This is a genomic window from Sphingomonas hankookensis, from assembly GCF_028551275.1.
Taxonomy (GTDB): Bacteria; Pseudomonadota; Alphaproteobacteria; order Sphingomonadales; family Sphingomonadaceae; genus Sphingomonas; species Sphingomonas hankookensis_A.
Genome location: NZ_CP117025.1, coordinates 296,581 through 317,236, shown reverse-complemented (window position 1 = coordinate 317,236; position 20,656 = coordinate 296,581). Strand labels below are relative to the sequence as shown.

The following is a 20,656-nucleotide window of genomic DNA, read 5'->3' as shown; positions in this document are numbered from 1 at the left end:
CTCAGCGCTTCGCCGGCCTGGGCGCCGGCGCCGCTGCCATGCGCGTGGTGGGGCCGACGCGACCCATGGTCTGGAGCGCATAATAGAGCTGAAAATCCTCGATACCGCGCTTCTTGAGCGATTCGGCGCTTTCGGCGAAGCGCGGATCGTCCTTGGTATCCTCGGTCAGCGTCTTGTCGTCGACCCCGGCCTCGTTGACGAGGTGGCGGCGCAGATCGGCCTCGCGATACACCGGCCGGTCCTTGTAATCCGGGTCGGAAATCTGCGGCACCTTCAGGTCGGGGTCGATGCCGCCTTCCTGCACCGACCGGCCCGATGGCGTATGGTAGCGCGCGGTGGTCAGGCGGACGGCGGTGTTCTTCGACAGGTCGAAGATCGACTGGACCGATCCCTTGCCGAAGCTGCGCTCGCCCATCACGATCGCGCGGTGATGGTCCTGCAACGCGCCGGCGACGATTTCCGACGCCGATGCCGTGCCCGGATTGGTCAGCACGATGATCGGCAGCCCCTGCGCCAGGTCGCCCGGCACCATTTCCTCGGCGAAATAGCGTTCGGTATCCGCCTTGTCGCGCCCGCGCTGCGACACGATCTCGCCGCGCGCCAGGAAGGTGTCGGACACCTCGATCGCCTGGGTCAGCAGCCCGCCGCCATTGTCGCGCAGGTCGATGATATAGCCCTTGGGCTTGTGGCCCAGCGCCTTGTCGATCCCGGCGATCGCGGCGCGGGTATCGGCGCCGGTCGTCTCGCTGAAGGTGTTGATGTTGATGACGCCGATGCCGTCCTTGACCTCCCACTTCACCGGCTTCTGCACGATCGTGCTGCGCACCAGCGTCAGCTCGATCGGCTTGTCGCGACCGGGACGGACGATGGTCAGCGATACCTTCGACCCCGTGGGTCCGCGCATCTGCGCGACCGCCTCATCCAGCGTGCCGCCGACGATCAGCTTGCCATCGACATGGGTGATGTAATCGCCCGACTTGATCCCGGCGCGCGCCGCCGGCGTATCCTCGGTGGGCGTAATGACCTTGACCGCGCCGTCCTCCAGCGTGACCGACAGGCCAAGGCCCGAATAATTGCCGGTGGTGGCGATGCGCAGATTCTCGAAATCCTTCGCATCCAGATAGCTCGAATGCGGGTCGAGCGCGGCCAGCATGCCGCGCATCGCGCCTTCCATCAGCGTCTTGTCGTCGACCTTGTCGACGTAGCTCGCCTTCACGCGATTATACACGTCCATGAAGTTGTCGAGTTCGCGGAAACTGCCGGCATCGGCCTGCGCCATCGCGCCGGTGGCAACGGGAACCAGCGCCAGCGCACCGACGATGGCGGTGGCCTGAAAGAACGAACGGGACCTACGCATAAACGCTTGGATGCTTTCGACTGCGGTACGTTTGTCACATTAGCGATAATTCGCGCCGCGATCAAAGCGCTGTCTTGCTGAACGGGCGGTGACGTTCGGCCATGGTCCGCTCGGCGTCGACGGGCGACGCCGGTATCACAGGAAGCCGTTCCCCCGGGCTCGACCCGGGGTCCCGCTTCTTTTCTACCGTTGGAGAGAAGCGGGACTCCGGATCAAGTCCGGCGTGACGCAGACGTTTGTTCGATTCGTCGAAGTCGATCGATCCTCAGAACGCCGACCAGTCATCCTCCACGACCGCCAGCGCGGTGTTGCCGGCAACTTGCGGGCGCATCGGGACGACGGTTGCCGGTCGGGGAGCCGGCGCCGGGACGGCGCGGACCGGGGCGATGCGGTGGCCGGGTTCGCCCAGGCGGAAGCTGGTGATCTGCCGCGCCATGCCGTCGGCGTCCGAAGCGAGGCTGCGCACCGCCGCCGTCGCCTCCTCGACCATCGCCGCATTCTGCTGGGTCATGCCGTCCATTTCCGACACGGCGGTGTTGATCTGGTGCAGGCCGGTCGCCTGACGCTCGGCCGATGCCGCGATGCTGGCGACCAGTCCGTCGATCTGCCCGATCCGGTTGATGATCCGGGTCAGCGCATCGCCGGTTTCGACGACCAGCTGCACGCCGCTGCCGATCTGGCTCGACGATGCGGTGATGCGGGTCTTCACGTCCTTGGCGGCATCGGCCGAGCGTTGCGCCAGCGCGCGCACTTCGCTGGCGACGACCGCAAAGCCCTTGCCGGCGTCGCCCGCCCGCGCTGCCTCGACCCCCGCGTTCAGCGCCAGCAAATTGGTCTGGAACGAGATGCCGTCGATCACGCTGATGATGTCGCTGATCTCGGCGGAGGCGCGTTCGATGCCGTGCATCGCCTCCACCGCGCGGCGGACGACCTCGCCCGACTGGTCGGCTTCGGCCCGCGCCTCGCTGACGATGCGGTTGGCCTGCGCGGCGCCGGCGGCGGTTTCGCGCACGGTCGATGTGATCTCGTCCATCGCCGCCGCCGTTTCCTCAAGGCTCGCGGCCTGCTGCTCGGTCCGCTGCGACAGGTCGTCGGACGCCTGGCGGATGTCGTCGGCGCCGTTGTTGATGCTGCTCGCCGCCTCGGTGACGGTCGCGAGCGTCGACTGGAGCGCGGCGACGGCGGCGTTGAAGTCCGCCTTGATCCGGGCGAACGGCCCGGTCAGATCGGCATCGATCCGCGAGACGAGATCGCCTTCGGCCAGCTTCGTCAACGCCGTGCCGAAGCTGTCGACGATCAGCGTCGTCTGTTCCTCCTTGGCCCGTTCGGCGGCGACCAGCTGATCGCGCAATTCCTGCGTCGCACCGGCCAGCTGGCCCAATTCGTCGCGGCGGTCGTTGGCGGGAATGGTCACCGCCATGTCGCCCGACGTCATGCGCTTCAGCGCATCGACCAGCGCCAGCAGCGGCGACAGGACGAAGCGGCGGGTCGCGAAGCCGATCGCGAGGACGACGGCAAGCGTCGCGGAGGTCGTGAAGATCAACAGGATGTTGGCGAACCGGGCGATGGCGTTCGCTTCGGCACTGACACTGGCCAGATGCGCTTCGATCGCATCGGACAGCGTGCTCATGCCGCCCTCCAGCTTTTCGAACGCTTCCAGAAAGCCGGGCAGAAGCGCGGTGGCACGCGCCGGATTCGTCGCGGCGGCGTCGGCGATGCGCTCTGCGGTGGCGATATAGGCGTCGACCAGCGGCTGGATGCGGCGGGCTTGTGCCGAGATGGCGGGCGCGTCGGCATAGGCGGCGTCGGCAGCCAGCGCCTTGCGCAACGCCGCCGAGTCGTCCGTCAGCGCCTGCCGGTTCGCCGCCAGATCGAGATCGCCGGCCGACGTGGCGCGCAGCACCGACAAGACGTCGCCCCGAATCGCATCGTGCATCATGTCGGCGGTCATGTGGTTGCGCAGCAGGGCGGTCCCCTGCGTGATGCTGGCGCGGGCATCGGCCTGTCGTCCGTTGGACCAGACCCGGGCACCGGCCGATCCCAATACCAACAGCACGATTGCGGCGATGGCCGCCAGAACCATCCGGTTGATCGATTGCATGCGGCCGTTCCTCCGAATCTGTCGTTCGGTACGGTATGGACGCCAACGGATAATATACGGTTACCCTGCCATTGACGCTCTGGCCTACAGCATCGCCGCCAGGTCGACCGGCACGCCGCGGCGGCGCAGTTCGATCGTCACCGGCGGCGCGTCGCCCGTCGGCGCGCGGCCGATGGGCGTGCCGGCGACGACCCGGCCGTCGACCGGACCGACACTGGCGGCAAGGCCGGTAACCGTCGTCGTCCAGCCATCGCCATGGTCGAGAATCACGACGCGGCGATAACCGCGAAACCGCTTGCTGAACGCGATCCGCCCCGGCGCGGGCGCGACGACGGTCGCGCCGGGCGCGACGGTCAGCGTCAGCCCGCGGGCACGCACCCCGCTGTCGCTGATCTCGCCGAAGCCGTTGGCGACCGCACCTTTGACCGGCAGGCGGTAGGCCGGCGGGGGTAACGCCGGCGCAGCGGCATCGGGGCGGGGCAGCGGGCCGGGCAGGGCGGCAAGCGCGGCACGGGTATCGCGCGCCTCGCCCAGTTCCTCCAGCCGGTCGACGATGTCGCGGGCCTGTTCGCCCAGCGCGATCGCGCGGTCGGATTCGACCATCGCCCCACGAGCCAATTCGCGCGACCGCAGCCGCTGCGCCGCCTCCGCACGGACCAGCGCCAGCCGCTCGCCTTCCAGCCGGGCATTGCTCGCCGCCAGCGCCGCCAGCGCGACCCCGGCCTGCGACCGCAGCCGTGCGGCGTCCGTTACCCCGGCCCGCACCGCGGCGGTGCGCTGCTGCATCGCCGGCACGACGGTTCCCAGCACCGCACGGACATGGACCAGATCGTTGGTCGACCCCGGCTGCGCCACCGCCAGCCATGCCGGCCGCGTGGCGAGCGACTGCAACGCGCCGACCAGCCGCGCGACCGGCGCCTGCCGCGCCGCCAGATCGGCACGCCGCCTGGCGAGCAGCTCGCCGATCAACGCCACGCGGGCCTGCGCCGCCGCGCGACTTGCCTTTGCCGCCGCGATCCGCGCGGCGAGGGCTGCCTGCGCCGCACCGGTCCGTTCGGCTCCTGCCTGTGCCGCCCGCGCCGCCTGTTCCAGCCGTTTCGACCGGGCGGCCGCCTCGACCGCTGCGCGCTTCGCGGCACCCAACCGTTCGCGCCCGGCCGCTACGGGGTCGTCCTGCGCCCAAACCGCCGCCCCTGCCAGCACGGCGAGGGCGGCAATCGGGACGAACGCGCGCCTCATCCTTCGCGGTGATAGGGGTGGCCGGCGAGGATGCTGGTCGCGCGCCACAATTGTTCGGCCAACATCGCCCGCGCCATCAGATGCGGCCATGTCGCCCGTCCGAATGCGAGCAACAGATCGGCCGCTTCCCGCTGCGCATCGTCGAAGCCGTCGGCCGCACCCAGCAGGAACCGCGTCTCGCGCACGCCATCGTCGCGCCAGCGGCCCAGCTGCGTCGCGAACGCCATCGACGGCAGGTCACGGCCCTTCTCGTCCAGCATCACGATCCGCGTCCCCGGATCGACCGCCGGCATCCTGCCCCCGGTATCGGGCAGTTCGGTGATCTTCGTCGGCCAGCTGACGCGCTTCAGATAGCGCTCGATCAACTCGCCCTCGGGACTGCGCCCGATCCGCCCGCGCGCGACGATATGCAGCAGCACGGGCGGGTCCGGTTCAGGCGTGCGCGGTCGGGTTCAGCGTATCGCCGAACGCCCACATCCGCTCCAGATTGTAGAAAGTGCGGACTTCGGGGCGGAACAGGTGGACGATCACGTCGCCGGTATCGATCAGCACCCAGTCGGCGGTCGGCAGCCCTTCGATGCGCGACGGACGCCCGAATTCGGCCTTCACCCGCTCGGCCAGCTTCTGCGCCATCGACGCCACCTGCCGACTCGACCGGCCGCTGGCGATCACCATGTAATCGGCGATGCTCGATTTGCCGGCGAGCGGGATCGACACCGTTTCGACCGCCTGGTCGTCGTCGAGGCTGGCCAGCACCATGCGATGCAGCGCTTCGGTCTCGTTCATCGCATCGCTCGGGTCGGTAGGGGTCGGCAAGTTCATCAGCTTTCAGGGGCCTGTGCGCCGGACCGGTCGGACGAGATCATCCGGCGGTGCCAGGCAGGGTCGGCGGCGCGGATCGCGGTCGCCGACGTCGGATCGGGACGGAAGCGCAAACGGACCAGTGCCGGCAAACTCCACATCGTCCATCGTTTCGCCTGGCCTGCGGGCCGCGCATGGCGCCGCAACCAACCCATCGCAGGACTAGCGAGGGCACGTCCATCATAGCCCGGACGCGCGACCACCGCAATCGCCACCGTCCGCGCGATCCCGCGCCAGTCCCGCCAGCGGTGGAACTCCGCCAGATTGTCCGCGCCCATCAACCAGATGAAGCGATGCTGCGGATACAACCGCACCAATTTGCGTAAGCTATCGACGGTATAGCGGGTGCCCAGCCGCCGCTCGATCGCGGTCGGCCGGATCGGTGCGTGGCGCGCCACCCGCTCAGCCGAGGCCAGCCGCGCGGCCAGCGGTGCCATGCCCGCCGCGGGCTTCAGCGGATTGCCCGGCGACACCAGCCACCACACCTCGTCCAGCGCCAGCGCACGCTTCGCTGCCAGCGACACCCGGCGATGGCCCTTGTGCGCCGGGTTGAACGATCCGCCGAGCAGCCCGATCGCCTTCGCCTTCAAGGCCGCGTCTGCCCGGTGCCCCGCACGATCCACTTGTACGTCGTCAGCCCCTCCAGCGCGACCGGCCCGCGCGCGTGCAAGCGGCCGGTAGCGATGCCGATCTCCGCGCCCAGCCCGAACTCGCCGCCATCGGCAAACTGCGTCGAGGCGTTCCACATCACGATCGCCGAATCGACGCGCGCCAGGAAATGCTCCGCGGTCGCCGCATCCTCGGTAAGGATCGCATCGGTATGGTGCGATCCATGCGCCGCGATATGCGCGATCGCGTCGTCCACCCCGTCGACCAGCTTCACCGACAGGATGGCGTCGAGATATTCGGTGTCCCAGTCGTCGTCATTCGCCTCGAGGATGGCGGGATGCAGCGCCCGAACCTCCGCATCGCCGCGCAGCTCACACCCGGCGGCGATCAGTCCGGACAGGATCGGCAGCGGATCGGCATAGCCGCGGTCGATCAGCAGCGTCTCGGTCGCGCCGCACACACCGGTCCGGCGCAGCTTGGCGTTCACCACCACGGCCTCAGCCATCGTCGGATCGGCGGCGCGGTCGACATAGCTGTGGTTGAGGCCATCGAGATGCGCCAGCACCGGCACCCGCGCCTCCGCCTGCACCCGCGCGACCAGGCTCTTGCCTCCGCGCGGTACGATCAAGTCGATCATGCCATCCGCCCGCAGCATGTCCCCCACCGCCGCGCGATCGGTCGTCGGGATCAATTGCACCGCGCCCTCGGGCAGGCCGGCACTCGCCAGCCCCCGCGCCATCGCCGCATGGATCGCCCGGTTGCTGCGGATCGCCTCGCTCCCGCCGCGCAGGATCGCGGCATTGCCCGCCATCACCGCCAGCGCGCCAGCGTCCGCGGTCACATTGGGCCGGCTTTCATAGATGATGCCGATTACCCCGATCGGCACGCGCACCCGCGACAGCGCCAGCCCGTTGGGCCGTTCGCTGCGGTCGATCACCCCGCCCACCGGATCGCGCAGGCCCGCCACCGCATCGACGCCGACCGCCATCGCCTCGACCCGGGCGGGATCGAGCCGCAACCGGTCGAGCATTGCCCCCGACAGGCCGTTCCCCTCTGCCGCGGCAATGTCCTGTGCATTGGCGGCGAGGATGCGGGCGGCGTCCTCGCGGATCGCGGCGGCGGCGGCCCGCAGGGCGGCGGCCTTGGTGGCGGTCGGCATGGTGGCGAGCGCCTGGGCGGCGGTGCGGGCATCGTTTCCCAACCCGCGCAACATCGGCTGTATCGTCGTCGTCACTGCGTCGCTCTTTTCGTCACCATCGGGGCCTTGTCCACGGGGTAGAGGGTGGGGCACCGCAACGTCCAGCAAGAAAGCCTTACGCCAACAAAACCTCTGCTGTATTGCTGTAATAATACAGTAATAAACAAGTGTTTCTAAACATTGCTAAGTGTTGCGAACTGGTAACAGTGTGAACGAAATGTCAGGAACCCCCTTCACATCGTAGAACATGCACGATCTGATGCGTGCAGCGACCCCGAGAGTTTTCGGGGATCGACAATCGGGCAAGGGTTAATTGGCCCGAAAAAGGGGGTTTCATGAAGTTTACCGTTCTGGCGCGATCGACCGCCTTGGCCTCTTCTTTGTTGCTGTTTGCCGGTACGGCATCGGCGCAACAGGGCACCGACAGTGCCGCTGCCCCCGGTGCGGGCACCTCGCTCAGCGCACCGCAGGATGAAACGCGCACCAACGCCGATGGCGAACCTGCCACCGACGGCGTGATCGTCGTAACGGGCTCGCGTCTCTCGCGTCCGAACGACGTGTCGCCCGCTCCCATCACCACGGTTTCGGCCGCGGAACTGACCCAGACCGCCCGCGTCTCGATCGGTGACGTGCTGAACGACCTGCCGCAGCTGCAGAGCACCTTCAGCCAGCAGAACTCGACCCGCTTCCTCGGCACCGCCGGTCTGAACCTGCTCGACCTGCGCGGTCTGGGCACGGCACGTACGCTCGTGCTGGTCAATGGTCGCCGTCACGTCGCGTCCAACATCCTGGGCGGCGCGACCGCCGTCGACATCAACACGATCCCGACCGACCTGCTCGAAGGCGTCGACATCCTGACCGGCGGCGTTTCCGCGGTCTATGGTTCCGACGCGCTCGCCGGCGTGGTCAACTTCCGCCTGAAGACCAATTACGAAGGGTTGCAGCTTCGTGCGCAGGGCAGCATCACCGACGAAGGCGATGCGGGTTCATATTTCATCAGCGCGACCGGCGGCAAGAACTTCGCCGACGGCCGCGGCAACGTCGCGATCAGCCTCGAATACGCCCGGTCGGAAGATTTCTTCGCGTCGGACCGTCGCCAATATCGTCAGGCGGACGGGTTCATCACGACGGGGATCGACGCCGCGGGGCCGGGCCTGAACGGCCTGCCCAACTTCAACGGCGTTCCCGATGCCATCTTCATGCGCGATATCCGCGTCGGGACGTTCTCGGACGGCGGTCTCGTATCGATCGCGGGCGCCGGCATCGGTGCGACGTCGCCGGCGGCGTGCGGTCGCGATCCGCTGGGCCGCGCCTATACCTGCAACTTCCTGTTCCAGCCCGGCGGCAGCCTCGCGCAGCAGACGGGAACGCGCGTCGGCATCGCCAACGGCAGCGCGGCACAGGCCAGCGCCGCCCCCGGCGGCAGCTTCCTCGGGGGTAACGGCAATACCCGTCGCGAAGGCACGCTGTTGCAGCTTCTGCCGCAGCTCAACCGCTATTCGGCGAACCTGATCGGCCACTTCGACGTGTCGCCGGCGTTCGTGCCGTATATCGAAGCGAAATATGTGCGCGTCGAAAGCGTCGGTCTGGGCGGTTCCGGCCCGGCATTCTTCGTCGGCGGCACGCTCGGCGACATCTACGAACGTCCGCGGCTCGACAACCCGTTCCTGAGCGCCCCGGCGCGCGCGACGCTGTCGGCGCAGCTGCTGAACTCGGTCAACAACGGCATCAACCCCAACGGTTCTGCGGTGGCGCTGACCGCGGCGCAGCAGGCCACGTTGCGGGCCCAGATCGCCGACGGATCGTATCGCTTCATCTTGCGCAAGAACCTGACCGATCTGGGTTCGCGTCGTGAGGATGCGCTGCGCGAAACCTTCCGCGTCGTGGCGGGCGCGCGCGGCGATCTGGGCAGCGGTTTCAACTACGACTTCGCCGTCAACTATGGCGAGTTCAAGGAACAGACGAAGGTCCTCGGCAACGTCGACGTCCAGCGCCTGAACCTCGCCCTGGATGCGGTTCGCGACCCCGCGACCGGTCGCATCGTTTGCGGATCGCAGCTCAATCGTGCGCGCGCGAATGCCGGTTCGACGCCGGGGATCGACTTTAACGGCGACGCGGCCAACCTGACCGCGGACATCACCAACTGTCAGCCGCTGAACCCGTTCGGGGTCGGTTCGGCCTCGCCCGAAGCGATCAACTACATCCTGCGCAACACCACCTCGGCGGGCAAGATCAGCCAGTTCAACGTCGTCGGCTCGATCGCGGGGGACAGCTCCGCCTTGTTCACGCTGCCGGGCGGCCCGGTCCAGTTCTCGCTGGGCGGCGAATATCGCCGGGAAACCAACTTCTTCCAGGCGGATCCGGCGGTCGAGGCGGGCTACACCTTCTACAACGCGCTGGCGACGTTCGACCCGCCGGCGTTCGAAGTGAAGGAAGCGTTCGGCGAACTCTCGATCCCGATCGTGAAGGACCTGCCGCTGCTGCGCGACCTGACGGTTTCGGGCGCTGCCCGCGTGTCCGACTATCGCGGGACGGCCGGCCGGGTCTGGGCGTATAACGGCAGCGTCGAATGGTCGCCGATCGAAGACCTGCGTCTGCGTGCCAATTACGGTCGCGCGGTCCGTGCGCCCAACCTCGACGAACAATTCTCGGCCGCGGGTCAGAACTTCGCGAGCGTGAGCGATCCGTGCTCATCGGACAATATCGGTGCCGGCACCCAGTTCCGCGAAGCGAACTGTCGTGCGGCGGGCATTCCGGCGTCGTATAACTATCGCTACGTCCAGACGCTGGAAATCCGCACCGGCGGCAACCCCGACCTGCTGGTCGAGACCTCCGACTCGTGGACCTATGGCGGCGTCTATCGGCCCAGCTACGTCCCCGGGCTGTCGCTGTCGGTCGACTATTACAACATCAAGGTCGACGACGTGATCAGCGCCGTGTCGGCACAGGGGATCATCAACAACTGCTACGACACGCCCTCGATCGAGAACAACCAGTTCTGCACGCTCTTCCAGCGTGTGGGAGCCGGCGCGACCGGTCCGAACGGGGAAGAAGCGTTCCGGATCATCGAAGGCAGTCTGCTGCAATCGTCGCTGAACTTCGCCCGGCTGGAAACCCGCGGTATCGACGCCAACCTGTCGTACACCCGCAAGATCGGCGACGTCCGGGTGTCGGGTCAGGTCATCTACACGCACGTTTTCTCGAACAACAGCTTCCTGAACCCGCTGCAGCCTGACTTCGCCAACACGATCGTCGGCGAACTGGGTCTGCCGAAGGATCAGGTCAACGTGAACATCGGCGCGAACTTCGGGTCGATCAGCTTCGACACGCAGTTCCGCTATCTCGGCAAGCAGGCGGTCGGTGCGATCGAGAATACGCGGAGCTTCCAGGGCCGTCCGCCCCAGAACGCCGACGATTTCGACATCCAATATTATCCGGACGTGCTCTACATCGGCGCGCGGCTCGGCATCAACGTGACCGACACGTCGAACTTCTACATCGGGGTCGACAACCTGACCGATCGCCTGCCGCCGCTCGGCGCGACGGGCACCGCTGCGGGCAGCGGCATCTTCGACAATATCGGCCGTCGCCTCTACGCGGGCGTCACCGCCCGCTTCTGATCGCACGGGTACGCAACTATGGGGGCCGGCGCATTGCGCCGGCCCTTTTTCTATGGCCGATCCCGGCTGGGAAGATCGGCGAAATCCGCGCCGACCCGCGCCCCTCACCTATCGCCGCCTTCGGCGTCTTGTCCCTTTCCCGGCGGGAGAGGGAAGGAGCGGCGCAGCCGCGGAAGGGTGAGGGCGATCAAGGTGGTCGAGTTCGACTCCAGTTTCCGAAAAAAAGGGGCTGCCGGTCATGCCGACAGCCCCCTGCTATCCGGTCGACGAAGCGGCCGTTACCGCTCGACGCACATCGCGATACCCATGCCGCCGCCGATGCACAGCGTCGCCAGGCCCTTCTTCGCGTCGCGGCGCTTCATTTCGTACAGCAGAGTCGTCAGCACCCGCGCGCCCGATGCACCGATCGGGTGGCCGATGGCGATCGCGCCGCCGTTGACGTTCACCTTGTCGGCGGTCCAGCCCATGTCCTTGCCGACGGCGAGCGCCTGCGCGGCAAAGGCTTCGTTGGCTTCGACCAGGTCGAGGTCCTCGACGCTCCAGCCGGCCTTTTCCAGCGCGCGGCGGGACGCGGGGACGGGGCCGATGCCCATGATCGACGGGTCGACGCCGGCGGTCGCCCAGCTCTTGATCGTGGCCAGCGGTTCGAGCCCGCGCTTGGCCGCCTCGTCGGCCGACATCACGACCAGCGCGGCGGCGCCGTCGTTCAGGCCCGATGCGTTGGCGGCGGTCACCGTGCCGTCCTTCTTGAACGCCGGACGCAGGCCCGACACGCCGTCGACGGTGGCACCGGCGCGGATATATTCGTCCTGGTCCACGACGGTGTCGCCCTTGCGGCCCTTGATCGTGACCGGCGCGATCTCGTCCTTGAAGCGGCCCTCGGCGCGGGCGGCCTCGGCGCGGTTCTGCGACTGGACGGCGAATGCGTCCTGTTCGCCGCGCGTCAGATCATATTGCGCCGCCAGGTTCTCGGCGGTGATGCCCATGTGGTAGCCGTTGAAGACGTCGGTCAGGCCGTCCTTGATCATCGTGTCGACCATCGATCCGTCGCCCATCTTGGTGCCGGCGCGCAGCTGTACCGCATGGGCGGCGAGCGACATGCTTTCCTGTCCGCCCGCGACGACGATCGTCGCATCGCCGGTCTGGATCGCCTGTGCCGCCAGCGCAACCGCGCGCAGGCCCGATCCGCAGACCTGGTTGATGCCCCATGCCGGGACTTCCTTGGGAAGACCCGCCGCCATCGACGCCTGCCGCGCCGGGTTCTGGCCGTGGCCGGCGGTCAGCACCTGGCCCAGGATCACTTCCGACACATCCTCCGGCGCGACACCCGCCTGCTCCAGCGCGGCCGCGATCGCCTGCCGCCCGAGTTCGTGCGCGGGCACCGCGGCAAAGGAGCCCAGGAAACTACCAACAGGCGTACGCTTGGCGGCAACGATAACGACGTCGGACATGGGCAATCCTTCTCCCTGAGGGTTCGCGCGCTATCTAATGGCAGGAACGTCGCTTAGCCAGCGCCCAAGCGGTTCCCACAACACGCCGCGGCCCCGGCTGCCGACGATCATGCCGACATGCCCCGCGGGCACGATCCGCTGGTCGGACAGGCCGATCGCGCTGGCGGCGGGAACGATGCGGTCGCTTTCCGCGACGAATTCGACCATCGACAGCGGCGGGCGCGGCGACATGATCCGGCCGCCGACACTCCAGCGCCCGCGTCCGGGCAGGTCGGCGTCGAACAGGTCGTCGAACAATTCGCGGCCTGCGGCATAGGGGATCGGCGCGCCGCCATTGGCCCAGTCCTCCAGCGCGATGAACGCCTGCGCCGCCGCGCCGACGGGATCGAGATCGGCGAACCGGACGAACTTGTCGACGGTGCGCGCCGGGTCGATCTGCCAGAACATGGATTGCAGCAATTCCATCGGCAGCAGCCCCAGCTGCTCCACGGTCGTTTGTGCCGCGGTCCACATATCGGCGATCGCGGCGCGCCCGGCCTCGCCGAACCCGTCGAAGCGCCATGGCGTCGCGATCAGCGCGAGCCCGGCGACCGGCGCGAACGCCGCGGCGGCCAGTGCGATGGTGCCCCCCAGGCAATAGCCGACCAGCAGCGGCGGTTCGTCCAGTCCATCGCACAGCCGCGCCACCGCCTGCGCATGGTCGCCCAGGTCCATCGCCCGGTCGGCAGGCGTCGGCGTGCCCCAGTCGACCAGCAGCACCCGCAGCCCCTGTCCGGCCAGCCAGCGCAGCAGCGAATTGTCGGGCGCGAGGTCGAGGACGAAGGGCGGGTTGATGAGCGAGGGCACCACCACCACCGGCCGCCCGTCGCCGCCATAGTCGCGCAAGCGGATGCGTCCGTCGCACGCGATCGCCTCCGGCATCGCCACGCGCGGCAGGCGCGGTGCGTCCTGATACGCTCTCAATCCCGCCAGTGCGCGGGCGCGGGCATGGGGATCCTTAGCGGTTTCGCTGCGCAGCATCGACAGAAACAGCGTCAGCGGGCGCGGGCCGTGTTGCGGCGCGGTATCAAGCGGTGTACCCATCCAGTCATCTTTCGCGCAAAGGTTTTTTCCCATGAAGAAGGCAGCGGCCGACGGCAGCCCCGTCATCATCAAGAAATACGCCAATCGCCGGCTCTATAATACCGAGACGTCCTCCTACATCACGCTGGAGCATCTCGCGGCGATGACGCGCGAGCATCGCGACTTCAAGGTCGTCGATGCCAAGACCGACGACGACATCACCCATAATGTGCTGACGCAGATCATCATGGAAGAGGAAAGCCGGGGGCAGACGCTGCTGCCGGTCAGCTTCCTGCGCCAGCTGATCACCCTGTACGGCGATTCGATGCAGGCGATGGTGCCCGGCTATCTGGAGGCGTCGATGGACAGCTTCCGCCGCAACCAGGAACAGTTCAAGACCGCGGTCGAGGGCGCGTTCGCCCATTCGCCCTTCGCCGAGATCGCCAAGCGCAACCTGGCGATGTTCGAGGCGGCGGCGCATGCGTTCAAGCCGGGTGCGCCGGGCGCCACACCTGCGCCGGGCGCGACCGAAGCCCCGGCCAAGAATGACGAAATGGCCGCGCTGCGGGCCGAACTGGCACGGTTGCAGGACAAGGTCGACAAGCTGGGGTGAGGTTCGACCGATCTATTCGGTTCGAGCGGCTTTGAGTGTGTCGAGAGGCGTCGGTCGAGAATGCCCGCCCGGCGGAACCCCGTTCTCGATACGCGCTCTCGACTTCGCTCGATCGCTACTCGAACCGAACGGAGTGGGGAGTGGGGAGCGGGAAGTGGGAAAGCCGACACCCCCACCCGTTCGTCCTGAGTAGCCGCTGAGCTTGTCGAAGCGGCGTATCGACGGACCGGTGGTTCGGGGCGTTCGGCTTCGCCTAGTCTCTACTCCCCAACGGGGGAGCGTTGGGCCACACAAGCGTTCTCGACGGCCGCTTCTCGACAGGCTCGAAGTTGCTCGAACCGAACGGGGAGTATGGGGGAGGGGACATTGCCTCCCCCACTTCGCTCACTTCGGCTTCAAGAACCGCAGCGTCATCCGGTCGCTCTCGCCGATCGCGGCATATTTCGCGCGGTCGACGTCCTTCAGGCGATAGGTCGGCGGCAGCGTCCATACGCCTTGCGGCCAGTCGGCGGTATCCTTGGGATTGGCGTTGACGTTCGACCGCGCAGCCAGCTTGAACCCCGCCTTGGTCGCGAAGGCGATGACCGAGCTTTCCTTCATATAGCCCGATTTCTCCTCGGCGGCCGCGTCGCGCGCCTCGGGCAGGCGGTGTTCGACCACGCCCAGCACGCCGCCCGGCTTCAGCATGCGGAACATCGCATCGAACGCCGCCTGCGCCCGGTCGGCGCCGCCGAAGCGCCAGTTATGCACGTTGCGGAAGGTCAGGACCTTGTCGGCGACGCCGTCGGGCACGCCCGCCTGTCCGGCCTCCGCCGGGAAGGCGACGGCCTGCGCCTTGCCGAACGCGGTCGCGTCGCGTGCCTGCAGCTTCGTCAGCATGTCCGATGTACGCGGCAGCGGACCGGCGGCGACATAACGCCCCTTTTCGCGCAGCATCGGCGCCAGAATTTCGCTGTACCAGCCATTGCCGGGCCAGATTTCGACCACCGTGTCGGTTGGCTTCACGCCGAAGAAGGTGAGTGTCTCGACCGGATGGCGATAGCGGTCACGCGCCACATTGGCCGGGCTGCGCAGCGGCGACCCGACCGCCGCGGCGAGCGGGCGGCGCGGTGCCTGGGCCGGGGCGGGGGTGAGGGCGACCAGCGCGGCACTTAGGACTGGCAGGAACAGGGCGGTTCGACGCATGGGAGACTCCTGAACGGGAGGAACGGGTGGACGACGCACATCGGTGGTTATGGACGATTGCGGGCGCGGCGGCGATGCTCTTTGCAGTGTCGGTGCTGGCGGAACGTCGCCGTACCCTGCGCCGCGATCCCGACCGGGTCGGCTGGATGCCGTGGACGCTGGTGCAGCTGATCGCCGTGCTGGTGATGGTGTTCGGCGTGGCGATGGCGTTGAAGTAGGGGAAAGTCCGCCGGTTCCGGACGTCGCCGCAGCGAAGGCGGGGCCTCCCCAGTTCCTGCTGCGTGCTACAACCGGGAGATCCCAGCCTTCGCCGGGATGACGCTCGAATCGAAGCGGGTGGATCAGGCTTTAACGCGGTTTCCGATCAGATTGAACCACCGTCATCGCCCTGCGGACAACCGCTCACGCGGCGGGGTGATGTCGGTCCGGGGCTGCGTTGCTCGTCGGTGACGATGCCGATGCATCGCGGCCTCCTCGCGCCTTGTCCCGATCCTAAATCACCTCCGTGCCAGTGATCCAATCTGGTCGGAAATCGCTCTAGTAAAAATTCGCCAGCGTCAGCGAGCGTTCCGCGCCGTCGCACAGCGCCAGCTTCACGACCCGTCCGGGCGTATCGGTGCCCCAGCGCACATCGACCCCGCCATCGGGGGTCAGCGACACCGGCTTGCCCTCAACCGCGCAGATCAGTTCGTCCGCCTTCCACCCGGCCTTCGCCGCCGGTCCGCCCGACATGACATGCAGCACGCGCAGCCGGGCACGGTCATAGCCAAGCAGCAGCCCGCTGGTCGATTTGAGCGGCGGGGGCGGGGCGAACGGGTTGGGGGTGACGACCATCTGCCCGGCGACAGGATCGAGCAGTACGCGGTAGCGCAGCAGCAGCCCGGTCCCGACGCGTCCGGCGACGCGGACCTGTTTGGTGAAGCCGCCATCGCCCTCGATCCGGAGTTCGATCGGGCCGGTCGGCACCCCGCCCAACGCGACCTTGTCGGTCACGGTCATCCCTGCATCGACCACGCCCCCTGCGCCGAAGGCGATGGTCGAGGTCACCCGCGCACCCTTTAGTCCTGCCGCTCGCCACTGGCTGCGCGCGACGCTCAGCGATCCGCCATCGCCGGTATCGACCAGCAGCGGGCGGACGCGATGTTTCCCCAGCGTCGCTTCGGTCAGGTACAGTCCGCTGCCCGCCTGCAGGCTCATCGGAACCCTGGTGCCGGCAAAGGGCATCCGGCCGCTCGGCAACAGGCGGAAGCGGCGATTGGCGAAATCGATGTCGATCGCATGGCGCGCGATCAGGTCGGTGCCGACCAGCACCTCGGCATCGCCCGATGCGCTGGCGAGCAGTTTCGGCAGGTCGATCACCGCGACGCGACCGCCGCTGCGGCTGAACGCACCGAACGCGACCGTTTTCGTCGCGGCCCAGTCGACCCGGATCGCCCCGCCCAGCGCGACGCCGGCGGCAGCATCCTGCGTATCGACGGTCAACTTCGCCCGTCGCGCGAACTCCCGGCTGACCGCGCTATGGTTCAGCCCGGTATCGAGCAGCGCCTGCGCCGCGACGCCATCGATGGTCATTGCAAAGCGCAGATGGTTGGCGGCGGTCAGCGTGAACGGCACCCAGCGCGCCTCCGCATCGGCGGCAAGCTGCCCCTGCGCATGGGCGGCGACGGGCGCGCACAGCAGCAGCGCAAAGGACAGGCGGAGCATCACCGCGCGACTGTAGGCCGGCTAAATCCCCGGCGCTACAGGCATGCCTCCAGCAGCGCCTGGTCGAAACCGTACTGTTTGGCCTTGTCGAGCGTATAGGGGCGCATTCCCATCGAACGGTATTCGCCGATGATCTTGCCGTCGGCGCTCTCGTCCAGATATTCGAACTTGAACAGTTCCTGGGTGACGATCACCGGGCCTTCCATCCCGATCACCTCGGTAATGTTGGTCACGCGGCGCGAACCGTCGCGCAGGCGCTTCACCTGCACGATCAGGTCGACCGAATCGGCGATCTGGCGGCTGATCGCTTCCTTGGGCACCTTGATGTCCGACATCATCACCATGTTCTCCATACGCGCGAGGCATTCGCGCGGGGAGTTGGAGTGGAGCGTCGCCATCGATCCGTCGTGGCCGGTGTTCATCGCCGCCAGCAGGTCGAAACACTCCGACCCACGAATTTCGCCCAGGATGATCCGGTCCGGGCGCATACGCAGCGCGTTCTTCACCAGGTCGCGGATGGTGATCTCGCCTTGCCCTTCCAGGTTCGGCGGGCGCGTTTCGAGCGGCAGCCAGTGCGGCTGTTGCAGGCGCAGTTCGGCGGCGTCCTCGATGGTTAGCACGCGCTCGCCCGGGTCGATCATCTTCGACAGGGCGTTGAGCATCGTGGTCTTGCCCGAGCCGGTGCCACCCGAAATCACGATGTTGAAGCGGCTGGCCCCGGCGACCTTCAGCGCGGTCGCCATCTTGGTGCTCATCGACCCGAAGCCGGCCATCATGTCGATGGTGATCGGCTTGGCCGAGAATTTACGGATCGAGATCGCGGTGCCCTTGAGGCTCAAGGGCGGCACGATCACGTTGACGCGGCTGCCGTCCTTCAACCGGGCGTCGGCCAGCGGCGTGGTCTGGTCGACGCGGCGGCCGACCGAGTTGCAGATGCGCTGTGCGATCTGGAACAGATGCTCCTCGTCGCGAAACGCGATATTGGCCAGCTCCAGCTTGCCCTTGCGTTCGACGAAGGTCTGTTCGGGACCGTTGACCATGATGTCGCTGATCGCCGGATCGGCCAGCAATTCCTCGAGCGGTCCGAGGCCCAGCAGCTCGTCGACCAGCACCTTTTCCAGCGCGAACTGTTCGCGCCGGTTGAGCGTCAGTTTCAGCTCGGCCAGCACCTCGCCCACGATCGGGCGGAATTCCTCGGCGAGCTCGTCCTTGGTCAGGGTCGCGGCGGCTTCGGGGTCGACGCGTTCGAGCAGGCGGGGGAGCACCTGTTCCTTGATGCGGTGGATCGAGGTTTCGAACCCTTCGACCCGGCTGTTGCCGGCCTCACCCGACAGCGCCTGCCGATCGGCGAGGCGCTGCATCGCGTCGCCGACGCCCTGCGGCATCGCGCTCGCCTGTTCGCCGGGCATGGGTTCCAGGTCGCCGCCGGGCAGCGGCACCTGCCCCAGCGGCGGGAATTGCGGGGCGAGGTCGAGATCGGCGGGCCGCGCGGATCCCGATCCCTGCATCGGGCGGGCGACGCCGAACGATGGCCTGCCGCCCGATCCGCCCATTCCGCTGCGCCGTCCGAATGCGTTCACGCCTGCCACCCCATCGAATCCTGTGGAGCGAGCCTAGGCGACAAGATTTTACAACTTCCTAACCACGCGGAACGGCACCGTCCGGACGCAAGAAGGGCGGAGCATGTCGCCATGCCCCGCCCCTGTTGCAGCCGTTGTCGCCCGATCAGATGTGGATCGGCTTGCCCTGCACCGCCATTGCCGCTTCCTTGAGCGCCTCGGCATGGGTCGGGTGGGCATGGCAGGTATAGGCGATGTCCTCGCTGGTCGCGCCGAATTCCATCGCCTGCGCCGCCTGTGCGATCATCGTGCCGGCCAGCGATGAGACGATCCACACGCCGACGACGCGGTCGGTCTTGGCGTCGGCGATGACCTTCACGAAGCCGTCGGTGTCGCGGTTGGTCTTGGCGCGGCTGTTGGCGACGAAGGGGAACTTGCCGACCTTCACCTCGCCCCTTTCCTTGGCGGCTTCTTCGGTGAGGCCGACGCCAGCGATTTCGGGCATGGTGTAGACGACCGACGGAATGACGTCGTGGTTCACGATGCCGGTCTGGCCGGCGATGAACTCGGCGACGGCGACGCCTTCGTCTTCCGCCTTGTGCGCCAGCATCGGGCCGTGGACCACGTCGCCGATCGCCCAGATGCCGTCGACCTTGGTGCGGAATTCCTCGTCGATATCGACCTGGCCGCGCTGGTTGACCGACAGGCCGGCCTTGTCGAGCGCGAGACCCTCTGTGTTCGCGCGACGGCCGATCGACACCAGTACCGCGTCCGCGGTCAGGGTCGTGGCCTCGCCACCGGCCGCCGGTTCGAGCGTCAGGGTGGCGGTGCCGCCATCGACCGATGCCGCGGTGACCTTGGTCGCGGTCTTGAGGTCCATGCCCTGCTTCTTGAACAGCTTGGCCGATTCCTTGCGGACCTCGCCGTCGAAGCCGGGCAGGATCTGGTCGGCATATTCGACAACCGTAACCTTGGCACCCAAGCGGCGCCACACGCTACCGAGTTCGAGGCCGATAACACCGCCGCCGATCACGACCAGATGCTCGGGCACCTTGGGCAGCGCAAGCGCACCGGTCGAATCGACGATCACCGCCGCGTCATTGTCGACCTGCACGCCGGGCAGCGGCGTCACCGACGAACCGGTCGCAATCACGATGTCGCGCGCGGTGACGGTACGATCGCCGACCTTTACGCTGTGGTCGTTCTCGAACGACGCATAGCCCTTCAGCCATTCGACCTTGTTCTTCTTGAACAGATATTCGATGCCACCGGTCAGCTCGCCGACTGCCTTCTTCTTTTCGGCATGCATCTGGTCGAGGTTGAGCGACGCGCCCTGAATCTCGACGCCGAACTTGGCAAGGTGACCGCCGGTCGCTTCCTCGTACAGTTCCGACGCGTGCAACAGCGCCTTGGACGGGATGCACCCGACGTTCAGGCAGGTCCCGCCCAGCGTCTCGCGCCCCTCGGCACAAGCGGTCTTGAGGCCCAGCTGCGCCGCGCGGATCGCGGCGACATAGCCGCCCGGGCCGGCACCGATTACGAGGACGTCGAAGTCGTATTCAGCCATTGGTTTGCATCCCGTCCAAATCGTTTCAGGCGATCACGCGGATCGCACCGTCGCCGGTCGCCCGGCAATTCGCAGCGAAGCGGCGCAGCGCCGGCACCCCCTGCATCACATATTCGAGCGCCTCGGCACCCTCGTCTACAAAAACGTCCGCAAGATATACATCGGCGCGCAGCATGGCCGGAGGATCGTAACGGCGTTCGAGCGTCGCGTCGTCCAGTCGATCGAGCGCGTCGGCGAACGCCCGCATCATGGGCGGGGAGATCAGGCCGATCCCGCCCTCGCCATTCTCGTCTGCGCCCAATTCGGGCAGCGCGGCGATAATGATGCCTAGCGGATGACCGACATCGTCGGCCGATCCGGTGAGGAGGTAGTGGACCGCGTGCCACGCCTTGTCGAAGTCGACGAGGTCGAGATTCTCCACGGCTTCTTCGAACACGAACTCCTCGAACACCGATGGGTCGGCAATCAATCGGTCGAGGTCGGACTGACCAGCCCGACGCAGATAGATCACCATGCCCATCGGTGCTCGC

At 67.4% G+C, this 20,656-nt stretch carries 17 protein-coding genes; 3 read left to right on the top strand and 14 right to left on the bottom strand.

What is annotated here, in order from left to right; all coding sequences use genetic code 11:
• Position 1 precedes the first annotated feature (1 nt).
• The 7 genes from PPZ50_RS01545 to PPZ50_RS01515 all read right to left on the bottom strand — a co-directional run bounded on the left by PPZ50_RS01545 (position 2) and on the right by PPZ50_RS01515 (position 7,380).
• Positions 2 to 1,357, bottom strand: a complete 1,356-nt coding sequence (locus PPZ50_RS01545; RefSeq protein WP_066692111.1) for a S41 family peptidase — start codon at positions 1,355 to 1,357, stop codon at positions 2 to 4.
• 265 nt (positions 1,358 to 1,622) lie between these two features.
• Positions 1,623 to 3,458, bottom strand: coding sequence for a methyl-accepting chemotaxis protein (locus PPZ50_RS01540; protein WP_066692110.1), 1,836 nt, complete (start codon positions 3,456 to 3,458; stop codon positions 1,623 to 1,625).
• An 84-nt stretch (positions 3,459 to 3,542) separates the two neighbouring features.
• The gene (locus tag PPZ50_RS01535; protein WP_084401695.1) at positions 3,543 to 4,697 is read right to left on the bottom strand and encodes a murein hydrolase activator EnvC family protein; all 1,155 of its coding nucleotides are present in this window, start codon (positions 4,695 to 4,697) and stop codon (positions 3,543 to 3,545) included.
• Complete coding sequence (locus PPZ50_RS01530) at positions 4,694 to 5,116, bottom strand: 23S rRNA (pseudouridine(1915)-N(3))-methyltransferase RlmH (RefSeq protein WP_066692108.1); 423 nt, start codon at positions 5,114 to 5,116, stop codon at positions 4,694 to 4,696. Before PPZ50_RS01530 ends, PPZ50_RS01535 begins: the two co-directional genes overlap by 4 nt.
• Before the next feature lie 13 nt (positions 5,117 to 5,129).
• Positions 5,130 to 5,483, bottom strand: a complete 354-nt coding sequence (gene rsfS / locus PPZ50_RS01525) for a ribosome silencing factor (protein WP_055757643.1) — start codon at positions 5,481 to 5,483, stop codon at positions 5,130 to 5,132.
• Positions 5,484 to 5,518: 35 nt separating this feature from the next.
• Positions 5,519 to 6,148 carry a nicotinate-nucleotide adenylyltransferase gene (locus tag PPZ50_RS01520; protein ID WP_198158588.1) on the bottom strand — a complete coding sequence of 210 codons (630 nt, stop codon included), beginning with the start codon at positions 6,146 to 6,148 and terminating at the stop codon, positions 5,519 to 5,521.
• The gene (locus PPZ50_RS01515; protein ID WP_066692104.1) at positions 6,145 to 7,380 is read right to left on the bottom strand and encodes a glutamate-5-semialdehyde dehydrogenase; all 1,236 of its coding nucleotides are present in this window, start codon (positions 7,378 to 7,380) and stop codon (positions 6,145 to 6,147) included. The genes PPZ50_RS01520 and PPZ50_RS01515 overlap by 4 nt, the downstream gene beginning before the upstream one ends.
• A gap of 320 nt (positions 7,381 to 7,700) precedes the next feature.
• Between PPZ50_RS01515 and PPZ50_RS01510 the strand changes: the two genes are divergently transcribed.
• The gene (locus tag PPZ50_RS01510) at positions 7,701 to 10,985 is read left to right on the top strand and encodes a TonB-dependent receptor domain-containing protein (RefSeq protein ID WP_066692102.1); all 3,285 of its coding nucleotides are present in this window, start codon (positions 7,701 to 7,703) and stop codon (positions 10,983 to 10,985) included.
• Between the two features lie 278 nt (positions 10,986 to 11,263).
• Here PPZ50_RS01510 and PPZ50_RS01505 read toward each other — a convergent pair whose 3' ends face one another.
• Both PPZ50_RS01505 and PPZ50_RS01500 read right to left on the bottom strand, forming a co-directional pair.
• A complete protein-coding gene (locus PPZ50_RS01505) occupies positions 11,264 to 12,436 on the bottom strand; it encodes an acetyl-CoA C-acetyltransferase (protein WP_066692100.1) in 1,173 nt (390 codons plus the stop codon).
• Between the two features lie 30 nt (positions 12,437 to 12,466).
• Positions 12,467 to 13,519, bottom strand: a complete 1,053-nt coding sequence (locus tag PPZ50_RS01500; protein WP_272815688.1) for an alpha/beta fold hydrolase — start codon at positions 13,517 to 13,519, stop codon at positions 12,467 to 12,469.
• Between the two features lie 31 nt (positions 13,520 to 13,550).
• Here PPZ50_RS01500 and phaR point away from each other — a divergent pair, with 31 nt between their 5' ends.
• Positions 13,551 to 14,111 (top strand): polyhydroxyalkanoate synthesis repressor PhaR, encoded by a 561-nt coding sequence (gene phaR, locus PPZ50_RS01495; RefSeq protein ID WP_066692097.1) that lies wholly within the window; start codon positions 13,551 to 13,553, stop codon positions 14,109 to 14,111.
• A gap of 384 nt (positions 14,112 to 14,495) precedes the next feature.
• Here the strand turns inward: phaR and PPZ50_RS01490 are convergent, their stop codons facing one another.
• Positions 14,496 to 15,296 (bottom strand): class I SAM-dependent methyltransferase, encoded by an 801-nt coding sequence (locus PPZ50_RS01490; RefSeq protein ID WP_066692094.1) that lies wholly within the window; start codon positions 15,294 to 15,296, stop codon positions 14,496 to 14,498.
• A gap of 26 nt (positions 15,297 to 15,322) precedes the next feature.
• Here PPZ50_RS01490 and PPZ50_RS01485 point away from each other — a divergent pair, with 26 nt between their 5' ends.
• Positions 15,323 to 15,514 carry a hypothetical protein gene (locus PPZ50_RS01485; RefSeq protein ID WP_066692090.1) on the top strand — a complete coding sequence of 64 codons (192 nt, stop codon included), beginning with the start codon at positions 15,323 to 15,325 and terminating at the stop codon, positions 15,512 to 15,514.
• A 319-nt stretch (positions 15,515 to 15,833) separates the two neighbouring features.
• Here the strand turns inward: PPZ50_RS01485 and PPZ50_RS01480 are convergent, their stop codons facing one another.
• From PPZ50_RS01480 to PPZ50_RS01465, 4 genes are all read right to left on the bottom strand, one after another.
• Positions 15,834 to 17,000 carry an aspartyl protease family protein gene (locus tag PPZ50_RS01480; protein ID WP_066692085.1) on the bottom strand — a complete coding sequence of 389 codons (1,167 nt, stop codon included), beginning with the start codon at positions 16,998 to 17,000 and terminating at the stop codon, positions 15,834 to 15,836.
• A 35-nt stretch (positions 17,001 to 17,035) separates the two neighbouring features.
• Entirely contained in the window at positions 17,036 to 18,553 is a 1,518-nt protein-coding gene (locus tag PPZ50_RS01475; RefSeq protein ID WP_066692081.1) for a CpaF family protein, read from the bottom strand.
• A gap of 172 nt (positions 18,554 to 18,725) precedes the next feature.
• Complete coding sequence (gene lpdA / locus PPZ50_RS01470; RefSeq protein ID WP_066692078.1) at positions 18,726 to 20,126, bottom strand: dihydrolipoyl dehydrogenase; 1,401 nt, start codon at positions 20,124 to 20,126, stop codon at positions 18,726 to 18,728.
• Positions 20,127 to 20,151: 25 nt separating this feature from the next.
• Positions 20,152 to 20,646 (bottom strand): YfbM family protein, encoded by a 495-nt coding sequence (locus PPZ50_RS01465; protein WP_066692074.1) that lies wholly within the window; start codon positions 20,644 to 20,646, stop codon positions 20,152 to 20,154.
• Between the last annotated feature and the right edge of the window lie 10 nt (positions 20,647 to 20,656).

Excerpts from the sequence above, each read along its gene's own strand:
- PPZ50_RS01545 (WP_066692111.1), bottom strand. The coding sequence starts at position 1,357 with ATGCGTAGGTCCCGTTCGTTCTTTCAGGCCACCGCCATCGTCGGTGCG.
- PPZ50_RS01540 (WP_066692110.1), bottom strand. The coding sequence starts at position 3,458 with ATGCAATCGATCAACCGGATGGTTCTGGCGGCCATCGCCGCAATCGTG.
- PPZ50_RS01535 (WP_084401695.1), bottom strand. The coding sequence starts at position 4,697 with ATGAGGCGCGCGTTCGTCCCGATTGCCGCCCTCGCCGTGCTGGCAGGG.
- rsfS (WP_055757643.1), bottom strand. The coding sequence starts at position 5,483 with ATGAACGAGACCGAAGCGCTGCATCGCATGGTGCTGGCCAGCCTCGAC.
- PPZ50_RS01515 (WP_066692104.1), bottom strand. The coding sequence starts at position 7,380 with ATGTTGCGCGGGTTGGGAAACGATGCCCGCACCGCCGCCCAGGCGCTC.
- PPZ50_RS01510 (WP_066692102.1), top strand. The coding sequence starts at position 7,701 with ATGAAGTTTACCGTTCTGGCGCGATCGACCGCCTTGGCCTCTTCTTTG.
- PPZ50_RS01505 (WP_066692100.1), bottom strand. The coding sequence starts at position 12,436 with ATGTCCGACGTCGTTATCGTTGCCGCCAAGCGTACGCCTGTTGGTAGT.
- PPZ50_RS01500 (WP_272815688.1), bottom strand. The coding sequence starts at position 13,519 with ATGGGTACACCGCTTGATACCGCGCCGCAACACGGCCCGCGCCCGCTG.
- phaR (WP_066692097.1), top strand. The coding sequence starts at position 13,551 with ATGAAGAAGGCAGCGGCCGACGGCAGCCCCGTCATCATCAAGAAATAC.
- PPZ50_RS01490 (WP_066692094.1), bottom strand. The coding sequence starts at position 15,296 with ATGCGTCGAACCGCCCTGTTCCTGCCAGTCCTAAGTGCCGCGCTGGTC.
- PPZ50_RS01480 (WP_066692085.1), bottom strand. The coding sequence starts at position 17,000 with ATGCTCCGCCTGTCCTTTGCGCTGCTGCTGTGCGCGCCCGTCGCCGCC.
- PPZ50_RS01475 (WP_066692081.1), bottom strand. The coding sequence starts at position 18,553 with ATGGGCGGATCGGGCGGCAGGCCATCGTTCGGCGTCGCCCGCCCGATG.
- lpdA (WP_066692078.1), bottom strand. The coding sequence starts at position 20,126 with ATGGCTGAATACGACTTCGACGTCCTCGTAATCGGTGCCGGCCCGGGC.
- PPZ50_RS01465 (WP_066692074.1), bottom strand. The coding sequence starts at position 20,646 with ATGGGCATGGTGATCTATCTGCGTCGGGCTGGTCAGTCCGACCTCGAC.